Origin of the sequence: Pseudomonas sp. YeP6b, assembly GCF_025642995.1 — a bacterium.
Taxonomy (GTDB): Bacteria; Pseudomonadota; Gammaproteobacteria; order Pseudomonadales; family Pseudomonadaceae; genus Aquipseudomonas.
This window is the reverse complement of the sequence record NZ_CP080090.1, coordinates 1656898-1673859: the sequence shown is the minus strand read 5'-3', so window position 1 is coordinate 1673859 and position 16962 is coordinate 1656898. Positions and strand designations below refer to the sequence as shown.

17 protein-coding genes are annotated in these 16962 nt (G+C 58.5%); 10 read left to right on the top strand and 7 right to left on the bottom strand.

All coding sequences use genetic code 11. From position 1 onward, the window contains the following. Positions 1–67: 67 nt before the first annotated feature. On the top strand, positions 68–706 hold the full coding sequence (gene nth / locus KZH41_RS07425; RefSeq protein ID WP_094952850.1) for an endonuclease III: 639 nt from the start codon (positions 68–70) through the stop codon (positions 704–706). 107 nt (positions 707–813) lie between these two features. Then, positions 814–993, top strand: coding sequence for a PA3496 family putative envelope integrity protein (locus tag KZH41_RS07420; RefSeq protein ID WP_263274608.1), 180 nt, complete (start codon positions 814–816; stop codon positions 991–993). A gap of 82 nt (positions 994–1075) precedes the next feature. Here KZH41_RS07420 and KZH41_RS07415 read toward each other — a convergent pair whose 3' ends face one another. The 3 genes from KZH41_RS07415 to KZH41_RS07405 all read right to left on the bottom strand — a co-directional run bounded on the left by KZH41_RS07415 (position 1076) and on the right by KZH41_RS07405 (position 4612). After that, positions 1076–1708 (bottom strand): response regulator transcription factor, encoded by a 633-nt coding sequence (locus tag KZH41_RS07415; protein WP_094952849.1) that lies wholly within the window; start codon positions 1706–1708, stop codon positions 1076–1078. Positions 1709–2343: 635 nt separating this feature from the next. Next, positions 2344–3561, bottom strand: a complete 1218-nt coding sequence (locus KZH41_RS07410; RefSeq protein ID WP_017738284.1) for an argininosuccinate synthase — start codon at positions 3559–3561, stop codon at positions 2344–2346. A 142-nt stretch (positions 3562–3703) separates the two neighbouring features. Further along, positions 3704–4612 (bottom strand): flagellar protein MotY, encoded by a 909-nt coding sequence (locus KZH41_RS07405; RefSeq protein ID WP_263274607.1) that lies wholly within the window; start codon positions 4610–4612, stop codon positions 3704–3706. Positions 4613–4768: 156 nt separating this feature from the next. Between KZH41_RS07405 and pyrC the strand changes: the two genes are divergently transcribed. Beyond that, complete coding sequence (pyrC, locus tag KZH41_RS07400) at positions 4769–5815, top strand: dihydroorotase (RefSeq protein WP_094952847.1); 1047 nt, start codon at positions 4769–4771, stop codon at positions 5813–5815. Beyond that, positions 5812–6483, top strand: coding sequence for a ribonuclease T (rnt, locus tag KZH41_RS07395; RefSeq protein WP_017137041.1), 672 nt, complete (start codon positions 5812–5814; stop codon positions 6481–6483). Before pyrC ends, rnt begins: the two co-directional genes overlap by 4 nt. A gap of 102 nt (positions 6484–6585) precedes the next feature. On the opposite strand, the gene KZH41_RS07390 is transcribed toward rnt, so the two are convergent. Next, complete coding sequence (locus tag KZH41_RS07390) at positions 6586–7188, bottom strand: peroxiredoxin (protein WP_003172097.1); 603 nt, start codon at positions 7186–7188, stop codon at positions 6586–6588. 244 nt (positions 7189–7432) lie between these two features. On the opposite strand from KZH41_RS07390, the gene KZH41_RS07385 reads away from it, so the two are divergent. After that, positions 7433–7651, top strand: coding sequence for a bacterioferritin-associated ferredoxin (locus KZH41_RS07385; protein ID WP_010564137.1), 219 nt, complete (start codon positions 7433–7435; stop codon positions 7649–7651). Between the two features lie 201 nt (positions 7652–7852). Beyond that, positions 7853–8323 (top strand): bacterioferritin, encoded by a 471-nt coding sequence (bfr, locus tag KZH41_RS07380; RefSeq protein WP_017738288.1) that lies wholly within the window; start codon positions 7853–7855, stop codon positions 8321–8323. Between the two features lie 82 nt (positions 8324–8405). Here the strand turns inward: bfr and grxD are convergent, their stop codons facing one another. Then, positions 8406–8744 carry a Grx4 family monothiol glutaredoxin gene (grxD, locus tag KZH41_RS07375; protein WP_058421605.1) on the bottom strand — a complete coding sequence of 113 codons (339 nt, stop codon included), beginning with the start codon at positions 8742–8744 and terminating at the stop codon, positions 8406–8408. Positions 8745–8830: 86 nt separating this feature from the next. Then, positions 8831–10939: a molybdopterin oxidoreductase family protein gene (locus KZH41_RS07370; protein ID WP_263274606.1), complete on the bottom strand. Its 2109-nt coding sequence runs from the start codon at positions 10937–10939 to the stop codon at positions 8831–8833. A gap of 433 nt (positions 10940–11372) precedes the next feature. Here KZH41_RS07370 and argF point away from each other — a divergent pair, with 433 nt between their 5' ends. Together argF and KZH41_RS07360 are read left to right on the top strand one after the other, a co-directional pair. Beyond that, complete coding sequence (argF, locus tag KZH41_RS07365) at positions 11373–12293, top strand: ornithine carbamoyltransferase (protein ID WP_263274605.1); 921 nt, start codon at positions 11373–11375, stop codon at positions 12291–12293. Next, positions 12290–13399 (top strand): ABC transporter ATP-binding protein, encoded by a 1110-nt coding sequence (locus KZH41_RS07360; protein WP_094952844.1) that lies wholly within the window; start codon positions 12290–12292, stop codon positions 13397–13399. Before argF ends, KZH41_RS07360 begins: the two co-directional genes overlap by 4 nt. Positions 13400–13671: 272 nt before the next feature. On the opposite strand, the gene ybaK is transcribed toward KZH41_RS07360, so the two are convergent. Then, positions 13672–14142, bottom strand: coding sequence for a Cys-tRNA(Pro) deacylase (gene ybaK, locus KZH41_RS07355; RefSeq protein WP_263274604.1), 471 nt, complete (start codon positions 14140–14142; stop codon positions 13672–13674). Positions 14143–14469: 327 nt separating this feature from the next. Between ybaK and KZH41_RS07350 the strand changes: the two genes are divergently transcribed. Further along, positions 14470–15324 carry an MIP/aquaporin family protein gene (locus KZH41_RS07350; protein WP_094953448.1) on the top strand — a complete coding sequence of 285 codons (855 nt, stop codon included), beginning with the start codon at positions 14470–14472 and terminating at the stop codon, positions 15322–15324. A gap of 81 nt (positions 15325–15405) precedes the next feature. Then, positions 15406–16911 carry a glycerol kinase GlpK gene (gene glpK, locus KZH41_RS07345; protein WP_094953449.1) on the top strand — a complete coding sequence of 502 codons (1506 nt, stop codon included), beginning with the start codon at positions 15406–15408 and terminating at the stop codon, positions 16909–16911. The last annotated feature ends 51 nt before the right edge of the window (positions 16912–16962 follow it).

Here is a 16962-nt window from a genome sequence, read left to right as displayed (position 1 = left end):
TTTATCCTGCCAAGCCTGCACTCACTTTTGAAACCACGTTGACCGTCTGCAAGGAAATGCCTGCCCCATGAACGCCGCAAAACGCCTGGAAATTTTCCGCAGGTTTCACGAAGACAATCCAGAACCCAAGACCGAGCTGGCTTACTCCTCGCCGTTCGAGTTGCTGATTGCGGTGATTCTGTCGGCCCAATCCACGGACGTTGGCGTCAACAAGGCCACGGCCAAACTGTATCCAGTAGCCAATACGCCAGAGGCCATCTATGCCTTGGGCGTGGCCGGGTTGTCCGAATACATCAAGACCATCGGCCTATACAACAGCAAGGCCAAGAATGTCATCGAGACCTGCCGCCTGCTCGTGGAGTTGCACGGCAGCGAGGTGCCACAAACCCGCGAAGCCCTGGAAGCCCTCCCCGGCGTAGGCCGTAAAACCGCTAACGTGGTGCTCAACACCGCGTTTCGGCAGCTGACCATGGCGGTGGACACGCATATTTTCCGCGTCAGCAACCGAACCGGTATTGCTCGCGGCAAAAACGTGGTGGAGGTGGAAAAGCAGCTGATGAAATTCGTGCCCAAGCCGTATTTGCTCGATTCCCACCATTGGCTGATTCTTCACGGGCGCTACGTTTGCCAGGCGCGCAAACCTCGCTGCGGGAGCTGCCGCATCGAAGACCTGTGCGAATACAAGGACAAGACATCCGACGATTGAGGGTTCATTGGTTTTCTCGATCAGTCGATTGAAAAAATCTTTTTTACCCTTTCATGGATTATCGTTATAAGGAGCGCCAACGGCAGTCTTAGCCTGGAGTTAACCTTATGAGCACTGGCAAAGAACAACTGGATGTAGAAGACGACCTCGTTGAAGCGGATGACGACGGGGAAGCCCCCGTTGTAGAGGTGGCCAAGACCAATTTAAGCAAACGCCGCACCATCGATAACCTTCTGGAAGAGCGACGCTTGCAAAAACAGCTGGCCGATTACGACTTCGATCTCTGATCGAGCCGTTGGCGACCGGAAGCCTCCCTGACGGAGGCTTTTTTTTGCCGGTTGTACGAGCTCGTCTGGGACGACGCCCTCCTTATACGAGGCCGTTGCGCTGGGCCAGCTCGATAAGATCCACGAGCGAACGTGCATTGAGCTTGAGTAGCAGACGCGTCTTATAGGTACTGACCGTCTTGTTGCTCAGGAACATGCCGTCGGCGATCTCCTTGTTGGTTTTGCCACGCGCCAGTTGCTGCAACACCATCATCTCTCGACCCGACAAGCGCTCGACCATATCCGCTTCACTGGCGTTACCCATGGTGGAGCGCACGGAGTTGAGTGCCTGGTTAGGGAAATAGCTGTAGCCGGAGAGCACCGCCTTGATGGCGCTCAACAACTCAGTCAGGTCCTGCTGCTTGCACACGTACCCAGCCGCCCCCGCTTGCATGCAGCGCATGGAAAAATGCCCGGGCGCCTGCGACGTCAGCACCAACACCTTGACAGGCGTGGCCTGCTTGGTAGAGGCCAGGCGGCAAATAACTTCCAGGCCATCGAGTTTGGGGATACCGATATCCAGTATGACAATATCAGGCACATGCTCGCGCGCAAGTTGCAACGCATCGACGCCGTTATCAGTCTCGGCAACGACTTCATAACCATGACGCTCCATTAGCATGCGCACAGCAAGACGAATGACGGGATGATCATCCACGATCAGCACTTTATTCATGAGAAAGTCCAATTTCGCTGTTCGAATTATTTAGAGTAAGCACAATAGCCTAGTCGTTTCCTAGTTGGCATACCGTTCCACCCCAAGCAACAGCAAGCAGAGACCCAACCCACAACGATATAGGAATTGACCTACAAAAAAACACTAACTCAGACGTGTCCGCTTTTACGGAGACTTTCAGACCTTTCCGGCGGCATACATATTCTGAGTGAAATATCCGCAGCCGTTGAGACGCAAGGTAAACGTAACGCACATGACTTTCAGGAAATACCCATTGCGTGCCGCTGCCAGGCGAATGAACAGGTGAGAAAACTCCTACTCTTTTAGTTCCATCCAACATATTTTCTAACATCCTTAATTCCTACAGAATTTTCATCATCTTGCATACCATTCTCAGGTACATAGTGAATCTTCTGTAAGACATAGTTCCTATGTCAGGTGTTAAAAATTCATTCATGCACGTAAAACAAAATTCCAAAACAAAAATACAATCCAACAACTTCCAATCTGAACTCCGATAAACATTTGCCAAACAACTTTTAAACACTGCGTTGTAGTGCGGCTAGCGCGTTGAATATGCAGGCAAAAAAAATGGCCCCTTAAACAAGGGGCCACTTTTTACAACGAGAGGTCACTCAGAACAGCTTACGACCCTTGTTGGCAGCGATGCGCATACGCAAGGCATTCAACTTGATGAAGCCTGCTGCGTCCGCCTGATTGTAAGCGCCGCCATCTTCTTCGAAGGTGGCGATGTTGGCGTCGAACAGCGACTCATCGGACTTGCGACCGGTAACGATCACGTTACCCTTGTACAGTTTCAGGCGCACAACGCCGTTCACGTGGGCCTGGGAGGCATCGATCATCTGTTGCAGCATCAGACGCTCAGGGCTCCACCAGTAGCCGGTGTAGATCAGGCTGGCGTACTTAGGCATCAGCTCGTCTTTGAGGTGAGCCACTTCGCGGTCCAGGGTGATGGACTCGATGGCGCGGTGAGCGCGCAGCATGATGGTGCCGCCCGGGGTTTCGTAGCAGCCACGGGACTTCATGCCCACGTAACGGTTCTCAACGATGTCGAGACGGCCGATACCGTGTTCACCACCGATGCGGTTCAGGGTCGCCAGCACAGTGGCCGGGGTCATTTCGACGCCGTCCAGCGCGACGATGTCGCCGTTGCGGTAGGTCAGTTCCAGGTACTGTGGTTTGTCGGGCGCGTTCTCCGGGGAGACGGTCCATTTCCACATGTCTTCTTCGTGCTCGGTCCAGGTGTCTTCCAGCACGCCGCCTTCATAGGAGATGTGCAGCAAGTTGGCGTCCATCGAGTACGGGGACTTCTTCTTGCCGTGACGCTCGATCGGGATTGCGTGCTTTTCAGCGTAATCCATCAGCTTTTCACGGGACAGCAGGTCCCATTCGCGCCAAGGGGCAATCACTTTCACGCCGGGCTTGAGTGCGTAGGCACCCAGCTCGAAACGCACCTGGTCGTTACCCTTGCCGGTAGCGCCATGGGAAATGGCGTCGGCGCCGGTTTCGTTGGCGATTTCGATCAAGCGTTTGGCGATCAGCGGACGCGCGATGGAAGTACCCAGCAGGTACTCGCCTTCGTAGACGGTGTTGGCGCGAAACATCGGGAAGACGAAATCGCGGACGAATTCTTCGCGCAGGTCGTCAATGTAGATCTCTTTCACGCCCATGGCTTGCGCCTTGGCACGTGCAGGTTCGACCTCTTCGCCCTGACCCAGGTCAGCGGTGAAGGTCACCACTTCACAGTTATAAGTATCCTGCAGCCACTTGAGGATCACCGAAGTGTCCAGGCCGCCGGAATACGCGAGAACGACCTTGTTTACGTCGGCCATGCCATCACTCCACGGGGTTGTACGGAAAGCCGTCGATTCTACCGACCAAAACCGTGAATTTACAGAGGCGCGACAGCAAATGAAGATAAAGCGACAGATTATGTCGAACGGGCGACCGATGGTCGCACCTTATGGCTGCACTTTATGACGTGTGTGCGGGGTTACTCGGGCCTGTGGCCTGCGGCGCCGGTTTCTCGGGGGCTGCCACGCGTTCGAGCTGAATATTCACGCGACGGTTGCGCGCGCGGTTGGCGGCATTGGTGTTGGGCGCCAGTGGGTAACTTTCACCGTGGAACCGCATCGTGATCTGCGATTCCTGGATGCCGTTGGCCTTGAAGTAGTCCATGACCGCCAGCGCACGACGCCTTGAAACATCACGGTTAGTCAGGCGGTTGCCGCTGTTGTCCGAATGGCCATTCAACTCGACGTGGTTGACCGTGGGGTCGGCTTTCATGAACGCAAGAATCACGCCCAGCCTCTTCTTGGCGGCCGCGTCCAGCTCAATTCCACCGCCGGGGAAGCCGACTTCGGTCTGTTTGACCTGATCGTAATTCATCGGCAACAGCTTGGTGGTACACACTTGATAGTCGTTGTAAGCCTTGTTGAATTTTACCGGCAACAGACGGATTTCCGAGTAGCCTCCTTCGCGCCCGTAATGCCGCACGGTGGGGCTGCGCCCTTCCAGTAACCCCGTGAACAACCGCCCGGCCTGGGCCTGGGAGCTGTTGAAGAGTACATCGCCACTGCCGGCACGCACGGCGCCGAGGTTGATATCACCGCGGCCCGGCTGCCAGGGCGCAGCGGCAGCCAATAAGGTTGCCGAGCCCGCGCCCAGGGAGCCGTTGTAGGCTTTCAGGCGAAAGGTCGCCTGCTCGCCGGCCCGACGCACGAACTCACCCGAGCCGAAATCGGTGATCGGCTGGGTCAGGCGGCACTCGAATTGGTCACCTTCCACCTTCCACTCAATGTTCTCCAGGCGTGTCTGGAATGTGAGTGCCATCGCAGGCAGGCTGGCGAACACACTGAGCAGGGCTAGATAATGCTGGCGCACGGGCGGCTCCACTGGTTTCTACAACACTTCAAAGCGTCATACGTCGTTAAGGCATACCCAGGGATATCGGACACCTGCTGCAAAACTTGATAGCGAGTGCCTGCAAGAGTCTTTTCCGGTAGCATTCCCACCAGATTGACCCGCCTGGAATCCCCAATGTCCGACCGCCTGACCCTGCTGCGTCCCGACGACTGGCATATTCATCTTCGCGATGGTGCTGCGTTACCCCAAACCGTGGCCGATGTAGCGCGCACGTTTGGCCGCGCGATTATCATGCCTAACCTGGTACCTCCGGTGCGTAATGCCGCTGAGGCCGACGCCTATCGCCAGCGCATCCTCGCTGCAAGGCCGGCCGGCAGCCGCTTCGAACCGTTGATGGTGCTCTACCTCACCGACCGCACCCAGCCTGAAGAAATTCGCCAGGCCAAGGCCACCGGTTTCGTGCACGCCGCCAAGCTGTACCCGGCGGGCGCGACCACCAACTCCGACTCCGGCGTGACCAGTATCGACAAGATCCTGCCGGCGATCGAAGCCATGGCTGAAGTCGGCATGCCGCTGCTGATCCACGGGGAAGTCACCCGTGGCGATGTGGACGTGTTTGATCGCGAAAAAATCTTCATCGACGAGCACATGCGCCGTGTGGTCGAACTGTTCCCGACGCTCAAAGTGGTGTTCGAACACATCACCACCGCTGACGCCGTGCAGTTTGTCACCGAGGCTTCGGCCAACGTCGGTGCGACCATCACCGCGCATCATTTGCTCTACAACCGCAACCACATGCTGGTGGGCGGGATTCGGCCGCACTTCTATTGCCTGCCGATCCTCAAGCGCAACACCCACCAAGTGGCCTTGCTGGATGCCGCCACCAGCGGCAGCCCGAAATTCTTCCTCGGCACCGATTCCGCGCCTCACGCCCAACACGCCAAAGAAGCCGCGTGTGGCTGTGCCGGTTGCTACACCGCTTATGCGGCGATCGAGCTGTACGCCGAAGCGTTCGAGGCGCGCAATGCCCTGGACAAACTCGAAGGCTTCGCCAGCCTCAATGGCCCGCGTTTCTACGGCCTGCCGGCGAATACCGACCGCATTACCCTGGTTCGTGAAGACTGGACCGCCCCTGCCAGCCTGCCGTTTGGCGAGCTGACTGTTATCCCGCTGCGCGCCGGTGAAACACTGCGCTGGCGCCTGCTGGAGGAAAGCAAGTGAGTGAAGACCATTACGATGACGAACACGAGCACAGTGGTGGCGGTTCCCGTCACCCAATGGCCGAGCGGTTTCGCGGCTATCTGCCGGTTGTCATCGACGTAGAAACCGGTGGTTTCAACTGCGCCACCGATGCGTTGCTGGAAATTGCCGCGACCACCATCGGCATGGATGAACAGGGTTTTGTGTTCCCGGAGCACACCCACTTCTTCCGCGTCGAGCCGTTTGAAGGCGCGAACATCGAAGCAGCCGCTTTGGAATTCACCGGCATCAAGCTCGATCACCCGCTGCGTATGGCGGTGAGTGAAGAAGCGGCGCTGACCGATATCTTCCGTGGCGTGCGCAAGGCGTTGAAGGCCAATGGCTGCAAACGCGCGATACTGGTCGGCCACAACAGCAGCTTCGACCTGGGCTTCCTGAATGCCGCCGTGACGCGGCTGGACATGAAGCGTAACCCGTTTCACCCGTTCTCCAGCTTCGACACGGCGACCCTCGCGGGCTTGGCGTATGGCCAGACCGTGTTGGCGAAAGCCTGCCAGGCCGCCGGGATCGACTTTGACGGCCGTGAGGCTCACTCGGCTCGCTACGACACCGAGAAGACTGCCGAGCTGTTCTGCGGCATCGTCAACCGGTGGAAGCAGATGGGCGGCTGGGAAGATTTCAACGACTGAGGTCTGGGCAGGCTTTGTGGTGAGCCCGCTCGCCACAGGGTTTTATCCCACGCATAAAAAAACCGGCCATCTCAGGCCGGTTTTTTTTGCTTCGAACGTGGCTTACAGCTTGCCAGCGTTCTCGGTCAGGTAAGCCGCAACGCCTTCTGGCGAAGCGTTCATGCCTTTGTCGCCTTTTTTCCAGTTGGCAGGGCAGACTTCGCCGTGCTCTTCGTGGAATTGCAGGGCGTCAACCAGACGGATCAGCTCTTCCATGTTACGGCCCAGCGGCAGGTCGTTGATGATCTGCGAGCGCACAACGCCCTTGTCGTCGATCAGGAACGCGCCACGGAAGGCCACGCCGCCTTCGGACTCAACGTCGTAGGCCTTGGCGATGTCGTGCTTCATGTCGGCAGCCATGGTGTATTTGACTTTGCCGATGCCGCCATCATTGATGGCGGTGTTGCGCCAGGCGTTGTGGGTGAAATGGGAGTCGATAGAAACGGCGACCACTTCAACGTTGCGCGCCTTGAAATCGTCCATGCGGTGGTCCAGAGCGATCAGCTCCGAAGGGCAGACGAAGGTGAAGTCCAGCGGGTAGAAAAACACCAGGCCGTATTTGCCTTTGATGGCTTCAGACAGTTTGAAGCTGTCTACGATTTCGCCATTGCCAAGGACAGCTGGTACGTCGAAATCCGGGGCTTGTTTGCCGACGAGTACGCTCATTGGTTATCTCCTGATGTAGGGGGTGACGATTGAAGTAAAAGGACCGGCCCAAGTCTGGCGCAGATAAGCGACAGCCCTGTGACGCAGTCACGCTTCGTGAAGACCGACCATCATACACTGAAAAAACCGTTCGTCAGCGCGCCGGCAGCACCCAGCAATACCCTACGAATCTACTTTGACAATCATTCTCGTTAACATTAAGATCCATCGCACTTAAGCCTTAAACCCGCGATGGTTCTCCCTTATGTATGTCTGCCTCTGCACTGGCGTCACCGACGGACAAATCCGCGAAGCAATCTATGAAGGTTGCTGCAGCTACAAGGAAGTACGTGAAACCACCGGCGTTGCCAGCCAGTGTGGTAAATGTGCTTGCCTCGCCAAGCAAGTGGTACGGGAAACCCTGACGCAGCTGCAAACAGCCCAGGCCGCGCTCCCCTACTCAGCAGAATTTACGCACGCTTAAATAGGCGTGTTTTGAAGAACCGGACTTAGCGTCCGGTTTTTTTATGCCTGCAATTCAATTAGTTAGCGCCAAGACGCGGAACACAAACATTCTTATTCCGATTAATTTTCATTTATTATTCAATAACTTAGGTTTGACACTAGCGTTTTCGCCGCTCAAACTCCGCCCTATACACAGCTATTACAGGGCAGGACCCCAGTCATGAAAGGCGACATCTCAGTCATCCAGCAACTCAACAAAATCCTTGCCAATGAACTGGTCGCGATCAATCAGTACTTTCTGCATGCACGCATGTATGACGATTGGGGCCTGGAAAAGCTCGGTAAGCGTGAGTACAAAGAATCGATCAAGGCGATGAAGGACGCAGACGCGCTGATCAAGCGCATCCTGTTCCTGGAAGGCCTGCCGAACGTGCAGGACCTGGGCAAGCTGAACATCGGCGAGCACACCCAGGAAATGATCAGCAGCGACCTGAAGTTCGAACAGAAGAGCCACAGCGACCTCAAGGCCGCCATTGCTCACTGCGAAACCAAGGGCGACTTCGGCAGCCGTGAACTGCTCGAAGATATCCTGGAAGACCAAGAAGAACACATCGACTGGCTGGAAACCCAGCTGGGCCTGATCGACAAAGTCAGCCTGGAAAACTACCTGCAATCGCAGATGGGTGAATAACCCGTAGTTCTACCGGGTACAAAAAAGCCCCGCTCTCTTTCGAGAAGCGGGGCTTTTTATTGCAGGCCGACTCTATACAGGATCAAGCGTCAGTCTTAGCTGCCGCGTTTACCGCTGCTTCTTTGATCAACGCTTGCAACGAACCATCCGCAGCCATCTCAGTGATGATGTCGCTGCCGCCGACCAGCTCACCCGCTACCCACAGTTGTGGGAAGGTTGGCCAGTTGGCGTACTTCGGCAGGTTGGCGCGGATTTCAGGGTTTTGCAGGATATCCACGTAAGCGAACTTCTCGCCACACGCCATGATGGCCTGGGAAGCCTTCGCGGAGAAACCGCACTGAGGAGCGTTTGGCGCGCCCTTCATGTAAAGCAGAATGGTGTTGTTGGCAATCTGCTCTTTGATCGTTTCGATGATATCCATGGAACACCTCGGCTGGAACTTTGCGACTCACAGGTCGGCACGGTGGCGCATTGTAACGCAAAATTCCAGCCCGGTGGTCGGGCTCCTTAGGCAGCGGCTACCTGCACCGGCACGCCGTTCAACGCGGCGTTGCCGGATAACTCGTCCAACTGCCGCTCGTCGGTGAGGTCATTGGCACTCGCCCCCGGCTGCCCGCTGGCAATCGTCATCTGCACGCCCGGGCGCCCGTGGCCCCAGCCATGAGGCAGGCTGACCACGCCGCGCATCATGTCCAGGCTGGCCACCACTTCCACTTCGATCATGCCGATGCGCGAGCTCACGCGCACGCGCTGCCCATCACTCAACTGCCGGCTGGCCAGGTCATCGGGGTGCATATGCAGCTGATGGCGCGGCTTGCCCTTCACCAGGCGGTGATAGTTATGCATCCACGAGTTGTTGCTGCGCACATGGCGGCGGCCGATCAGCAGCAGCTCATCCACCTCCGGCCCAGGTTGCGAGGCGAAGCGCGCCAAGTCAGCGAGTATGACTGCCGGCGCCGCCTGCACCTGGCCGCTGACGGTTTTCATGCGCGCGGCAAGGTTGGGCTTAAGCGGGCCCAAGTCCACGCCATGGGGATGATCCGCCAGCATTGCCACCGACAATTTGTGATCAGAGGCATCACCGTAAGCCCCCGCGCGCAACCCGAAGTCGATCATCTGCGCCGGTGCCATGGTCGGTTTAAGCGCTACGCCCGTCTGCGCCGCAAAGGCCTTGGCCAGGCCGACAAAGATCTCCCAGTCGTGCAGCGCGCCCGCAGGCTTAGGCAGGATCGCGCGGTTGAAGCGGGTGACGTTACGCACGGCGAACATATTGTAGGTGGTGTCGTAGTGGTCGTTTTCCAGCGCCGACGTGGACGGCAGGATCAGGTCGGCGTAGCGCGTGGTCTCGTTGATATAGAGGTCGATGCTGACCATGAACTCCAATCCGTCCAAGGCTTGTTCCAACTGCCGACCATTAGGCGTCGACAACACCGGGTTGCCGGCCACAGTCACCAAGGCGCGGATCTGCCCTTCGCCTTCGGTGAGCATTTCTTCCGCCAAGGCTGACACCGGCAACTCGCCGCCATATTCCGGGCGCCCGGACACACGACTCTGCCAGCGATTGAAATGCCCGCCTCCGGTGGAGGCCACCAGATCCACCGCCGGGCTGGTGCACAGTGCACCGCCCACTCGGTCGAGGTTACCCGTCACCAGGTTGATCAGTTGCACCAGCCAATGACACAAGGTGCCAAACGCCTGGGTCGATACGCCCATGCGCCCGTAACACACGGCCTTGTCCGCCGCAGCAAAGTCCCGCGCCAACTGGCGGATCTGCTCGGCAGGCACTGCACATTGGCGGCTCATGGCCTCGGCGGTGAACCCGGCGATCGCGCGGCGCACGTCCTCAAGGCCTTCAACCGGCAAATGGCTCTCACGCGTCAGGTTCTCGGTAAACAAGGTGTTGAGCAGCCCGAACAGCAGCGCCGCATCGCCACCGGGCCGCACGAACAGATGCTGATCAGCTATCGCCGCCGTTTCGCTGCGCCGTGGATCGACCACCACCACTTTGCCGCCCCGCGCCTGGATGGCCTTGAGGCGCTTCTCCACATCGGGCACGGTCATGATGCTGCCGTTGGACGCCAGCGGGTTGCCGCCCAGGATCAGCATGAAGTCGGTGTGATCGATATCCGGGATCGGCAGCAACAGGCCGTGGCCGTACATCAAGTGGCTGGTGAGGTGATGGGGCAACTGGTCCACCGAGGTCGCCGAAAACCGATTGCGTGTCTTGAGCTGGCCAAGGAAGTAATTGCTGTGGGTCATCAGCCCATAGTTGTGCACACTGGGATTGCCTTGGTACACCGCCACCGAATTCTGCCCATGACGCGCCTGAATGCCCGCCAGCCGCTCGGCGACCAGCGTGAAAGCCTCATCCCACGGGATCGGCTGCCATTCACTGCCCACCCGCAACATGGGCTGGTGCAGGCGGTCCGGGTCATTCTGGATATCCTGCAGCGCCACGGCCTTGGGGCAGATGTGCCCACGGCTGAAGGTATCCAATGGGTCGCCCTTGATCGAGGTGATCGCCAGGCTGCCGTCGTCGGCCTGGGTGGTTTCCAGGGTCAGGCCGCAGATGGCTTCACACAGATGGCAGGCACGGTGGTGGAGAGTCTTGGTCATGGCCAGTCTCTTTATTGGGCTTTGGCATCACTATGGGCCGCGACCGAAGCGGGTGCCAGCAACGTCAGTGCTGTGAATCGACAAGCATCAGGCCAGGACATGGCTAAGCGTGAGCAAATGTTTCAGAAACCTTCGAACAGCCGCTGAAACCGACGTAGCCTGGCCTGAGCCCGCCTCCACAGATTGCAAAAGGTCTCGGCGCCAGTGTACAAATGGGCCGCTGCTGTCAGGAATCAGTCTTCAAAAGCGCTCTCGCGCCCTGCATGAACACCCTTAAAAACCGTAGCCCTATTGGTAAGACGCGACATTTAATTATAAGATCGCGCCTTCCCCTATTTCGTCGCCCCGTGCGGCTTTCGCCGCAGGTCTCGCCCGTTGTCACAATAAACAAGGCTTTGAGTATCTGCGGTCTGTTGCAAAAAGGTAGTTAATGATGAGCGCAAGGCACTTTCTCTCCCTGATGGATTGCACGCCCGAAGAGCTGGTCAGCGTGATTCGTCGAGGCATTGAGCTTAAAGACCTGCGTAACCGCGGCGTACTGTTTGAGCCTTTGAAAAACCGTGTACTCGGGATGATTTTCGAGAAGTCGTCGACGCGCACCCGCGTGTCGTTCGAAGCCGGCATGATCCAGCTGGGTGGCCAAGCCATCTTCCTGTCCTCGCGCGACACCCAACTGGGCCGTGGCGAGCCGATCGCAGACAGCGCCCGCGTAATGTCGCGCATGCTCGATGCGGTCATGATCCGTACCTTTGCCCACAGCACCGTGACCGAATTTTCCGAGAACTCCCGGGTTCCGGTGATCAACGGCCTGTCCGATGACCTGCACCCCTGCCAGTTGCTGGCCGACATGCAAACCTTTCTTGAGCACCGTGGCTCGATCCAAGGCAAGACCGTGGCCTGGATCGGCGACGGCAACAACATGTGCAACAGCTATATAGAAGCGGCGATCCAGTTCGACTTCCACCTGCGCGTTGCGTGCCCGAAAGGCTACGAGCCTGATGCGCGCTTCCTGGAACAGGCCGGCGACCGAGTCACCGTGGTGCGCGACCCGCGTGACGCGGTGGTCGGCGCGCACCTGGTGAGCACCGACGTCTGGACCTCCATGGGCCAGGAAGAAGAAACCGCCAAGCGCCTGGCCTTGTTCGCGCCATTCCAAGTGACCCGCACCCTGCTCGACCTGGCCGCGCCGGACGTGCTGTTCATGCACTGCCTGCCTGCCCACCGTGGCGAGGAAATCAGCCTAGACCTGCTCGACGATGAGCGCTCGGTGGCCTGGGACCAAGCCGAAAACCGCCTGCACGCGCAAAAGGCACTGCTCGAATTCCTCGTCCCGCCGTCTTACCACCACGCATGAGCCAGCCATTACTGCTGAACCTGCGCAATCTGGCATGCGGCTATCAAGATCAACGCGTGGTGCAGAACCTCAACCTGCACCTCAACGCTGGCGACATCGGCTGCCTGCTCGGCTCCTCAGGTTGCGGTAAAACCACCACTTTGCGCGCGATTGCCGGGTTTGAACCGGTGCACGAAGGTGAAATCAGCCTGGCCGGGGAAGTGATCTCCAGCGCTGGGTTCACGCTCGCGCCGGAGAAACGCCGGATCGGCATGGTATTCCAGGACTACGCGCTGTTCCCACACCTGAGCGTGGCCGACAACATCGCTTTCGGCATTCGCAAGCACCCGCAAAAAGACCGCGTGGTCGCCGAATTGCTGGAGCTGGTCAACCTGAAGAACCTGGGCAAGCGTTTCCCCCACGAGCTTTCCGGTGGTCAGCAACAACGCGTCGCCCTCGCCCGCGCCCTGGCGCCGGAACCGCAACTGTTGTTGCTGGATGAGCCGTTCTCCAACCTCGACGGTGAACTGCGCCGCAAACTCAGCCACGAGGTGCGCGACATTCTCAAGGCGCGCGGCACCAGTGCGATTCTGGTCACCCACGACCAGGAAGAAGCCTTCGCTGTGAGTGACCACGTAGGGGTGTTCAAAGAAGGCCGTCTTGAGCAATGGGACACGCCCTACAACCTCTATCACGAACCGCAAACGCCGTACGTCGCCAGCTTTATCGGCCAGGGTTATTTCATCCGTGGCCAACTGAGTTCGCCGGAGTCGGTCAGCACCGAACTGGGCGACCTGCGCGGCAATCGTGCCTACACCTGGCCCACCGGTGGCGCGGTGGATGTGCTGCTGCGCCCGGATGACATCGTGTATGCGCCGGACAGCGCACTGAAAGCGCGGATCGTCGGCAAGACCTTCCTCGGTGCCTCGACCTTGTACCGCCTGCAACTGCCGACCGGTGCACAGCTGGAGTCGATTTTCCCCAGCCATGCTGATCATCAGGTCGGTGCCGATGTGGGGATTCGTGTGGCGGCTGAACACTTGGTGTTGTTTCAGGCCTCGGGCAGCGTTGCGGCGCAGGTTTCTAAATCCGACTCCGGCGTACGCCGTTACAGCCCCGCTAGCTGAGTCACTGACGAAACCAGATCAAAATGTGGGAGCGGGCTTGCTCGCGAATGCGGGTCAGCCAGCTCATGTGTAACTGCCCCACCGCCTTCGCGAGCAAGCCCGCTCCCACAATATTGACCGAGTTTAGCTGCCAGCACCGTGGCGCTCTGTTTTTCTGTGGGAGCTGGCTTGCCTGCGATGCAGGCACCTCGGTGTATCAGGCATAACCAGGTGATGCCATCGCAGGCAAGCCAGCTCCCACATTAGATCTCGTCGCATTCAAAATGCGAGTTTCACACCCGACCAATCGGCGCAAATTTAGCCTGCGTATGCTCAGCCAGCACCGCCGCCGGCAGTTCAACTTCCAACCCCCTCCTCCCGGCACTCACAAAAATGGTCGCGAACGGTTGCGCCGTCTCGTCGATAAACGTGCGCAAACGCTTCTTCTGCCCCAGCGGGCTGATACCGCCCAACAGGTAACCAGTGGAGCGCTGCGCCGCTGCGGGATCAGCCATCTCGACTTTTTTCACCCCGGCCGCATGGGCCAGCGCTTTTAAATCCAGACTTCCGACGACCGGCACCACTGCCACCAACAATTCGCCCTTCTCACTGCTGACCAGCAAGGTCTTGAACACCTGCGCCGGGTCGAGCCCCAACTTTTCCGCGGCCTCCAAGCCATAGGACGCCGCCTTGGGGTCATGTTCGTAACTGTGGATATGATGTTCGGCGCGAACTTTTTTCAACAGGTCCAGTGCGGGGGTCATGGCTACTCCGGGCGTGGCAAACAGAGGACCAATTCTAGGCCAAGCCCAAGCAAAACGCTCTAGTGCGCGCCTCGCGCAATGCGTGCAGGTTGAGGCAAGCGTGATCATTCATGAGACTAATAGTTTGAAAATGACCGCCGGTTCACTTTCGACCTTTGACAGCCGTCATTCTTGTCTATATTTTTTCGTTTCCGAATACTGTAGGAATAGCACCTGCGGTACTCCAGCAGTAAGCCGTGTCTTGGATGGGGATCCACGCCACGGTGAAAATCGCGCAACAGCCCGTTGAGGCTGCGCGCCAAACAAGAACAACAATCGAGGTTTTCCATGACAACTGCTCTTCAACAGCCTTCACTCTCGAGCCAATGCATGGCCGAATTCCTGGGGACTGCGCTTCTGATCTTCTTCGGTACAGGATGTGTCGCTGCGCTCAAGGTCGCGGGTGCCAGCTTTGGGCTGTGGGAAATCAGTATCATCTGGGGGATCGGCGTGAGCATGGCGATCTACCTGAGCGCCGGTATTTCCGGGGCTCACCTCAACCCGGCGGTGAGTATCGCCCTGTGCATCTTTGCCGATTTCGACAAGCGCAAACTGCCGTTCTATATCCTCGCCCAAGTCGCCGGCGCCTTCTGCTCCGCCGCGCTGGTGTACACGCTGTACAGCAACCTCTTTTTCGATTACGAACAAACCCACCATATGGTGCGCGGCTCCCAGGCCAGCCTGGAGTTAGCGTCGGTGTTCTCCACCTACCCCCATGCCCTGCTGAGCACAGCCCAGGCGTTCTTGGTGGAAATGGTCATCACCGCCATCTTGATGGGCGTGATCATGGCCCTCACCGACGATAACAATGGCCTGCCACGCGGCCCGTTGGCCCCGCTGCTGATTGGCCTGTTGATCGCCGTGATCGGCAGCGCCATGGGCCCGCTGACCGGCTTTGCGATGAACCCGGCACGGGATTTTGGACCCAAGCTGATGACCTTTTTCGCTGGCTGGGGTGAAATGGCCTTTACCGGCGGTCGCGATATTCCTTACTTCCTGATTCCGATTTTCGCGCCGATTGTCGGTGCGTGCCTTGGTGCCGCGGCCTATCGCGGGCTGATTGCCCGTCATCTTCCGAGCGCCGCACCTGCTATAGATGAAACACCTGACACGGCTGTCAACGGCAAGACGCGTATTTCCTGATAGCGCCGGCCTGGTCCGCACTGCCCCTTTGCGGCCCAGGCTGATTCCTTACTTCCTTATTTTTCGTCTAAGGCAATCGACATGACCGACATTCAGAATAAGAACTACATCATTGCCCTTGATCAGGGCACCACCAGTTCGCGGGCGATCATTTTTGACCGTGACGCCAACGTGGTCTGCACCGCGCAGCGCGAATTCACCCAGCATTACCCGCAAGCCGGCTGGGTCGAACATGACCCGATGGAAATTTTCGCCACCCAGAGCGCGGTGATGGTCGAGGCTCTGGCACAAGCCGGCCTGCACCATGACCAGGTCGCCGCCATCGGTATCACCAACCAGCGTGAAACCACCGTGGTTTGGGACAAAATCACCGGCCGCCCGATCTACAACGCGATCGTCTGGCAGTGCCGCCGCAGCACCGAGATCTGCCAGCAGCTCAAGCGCGACGGCCACGAGCAATACATCAACGACACCACCGGCCTGGTCACCGACCCGTACTTCTCTGGCACCAAGCTCAAGTGGATCCTCGACAACGTCGAAGGCAGCCGCGAGCGTGCACGCAATGGCGAGCTGCTGTTCGGCACCATCGACAGCTGGCTGATCTGGAAATTTACCGGCGGCAAAACCCACGTCACCGACTACACCAATGCCTCGCGCACCATGCTCTTCAACATCCACACGCTGGAGTGGGATGCGAAGATGCTGGAGATTCTCGACGTACCGCGCGAAATGCTGCCAGAAGTGAAGTCCTCCTCGGAAATCTACGGCCGCACCAAAAGCGGCATCGCTATCGGCGGCATCGCCGGTGACCAGCAAGCGGCGCTGTTCGGCCAAATGTGCGTAGAAGCCGGTCAGGCCAAGAACACTTACGGCACCGGCTGCTTCCTGCTGATGAACACCGGCGACAAAGCGGTCAAATCCAAACACGGCATGCTGACGACCATCGCTTGCGGCCCACGCGGCGAAGTGGCCTACGCCCTGGAAGGCGCCGTGTTCAACGGTGGCTCCACTGTGCAGTGGCTGCGTGACGAGCTGAAGATCATCGCCGACGCCACCGACACTGAATACTTCGCCGGCAAGGTCAAGGACAGCAACGGTGTGTACCTGGTGCCCGCCTTCACCGGCCTGGGCGCTCCGTATTGGGACCCGTATGCCCGTGGCGCGCTGTTCGGCCTGACCCGTGGCGTACGAGTGGATCACATTATTCGTGCAGCCCTGGAGTCGATTGCCTTCCAGACTCGCGACGTATTGGACGCCATGCAACAGGACTCGGGCGAACGCCTCAAAGCCCTGCGCGTGGACGGCGGCGCGGTCGCCAACAACTTCCTGATGCAGTTCCAGGCCGACATCCTCGGCACCCAGGTCGAGCGCCCGCAAATGCGCGAGACCACCGCACTCGGCGCGGCTTACCTGGCAGGCCTGGCCTGTGGTTTCTGGGGCAGCCTGGACGAATTGCGCGGCAAGGCGGTGATCGAGCGCGAATTCGAACCTACGCTGGATGAAGCCACCAAAGAGAAACTCTATGCCGGCTGGCAGAAAGCGGTGAGCCGCACCCGCGATTGGGAACCGCACGAAGGCGCTGAATAAGCCAAGCGCCGGACCCACATAGGGTTGTAACTGGCGGGGAGCCGCTTGCTG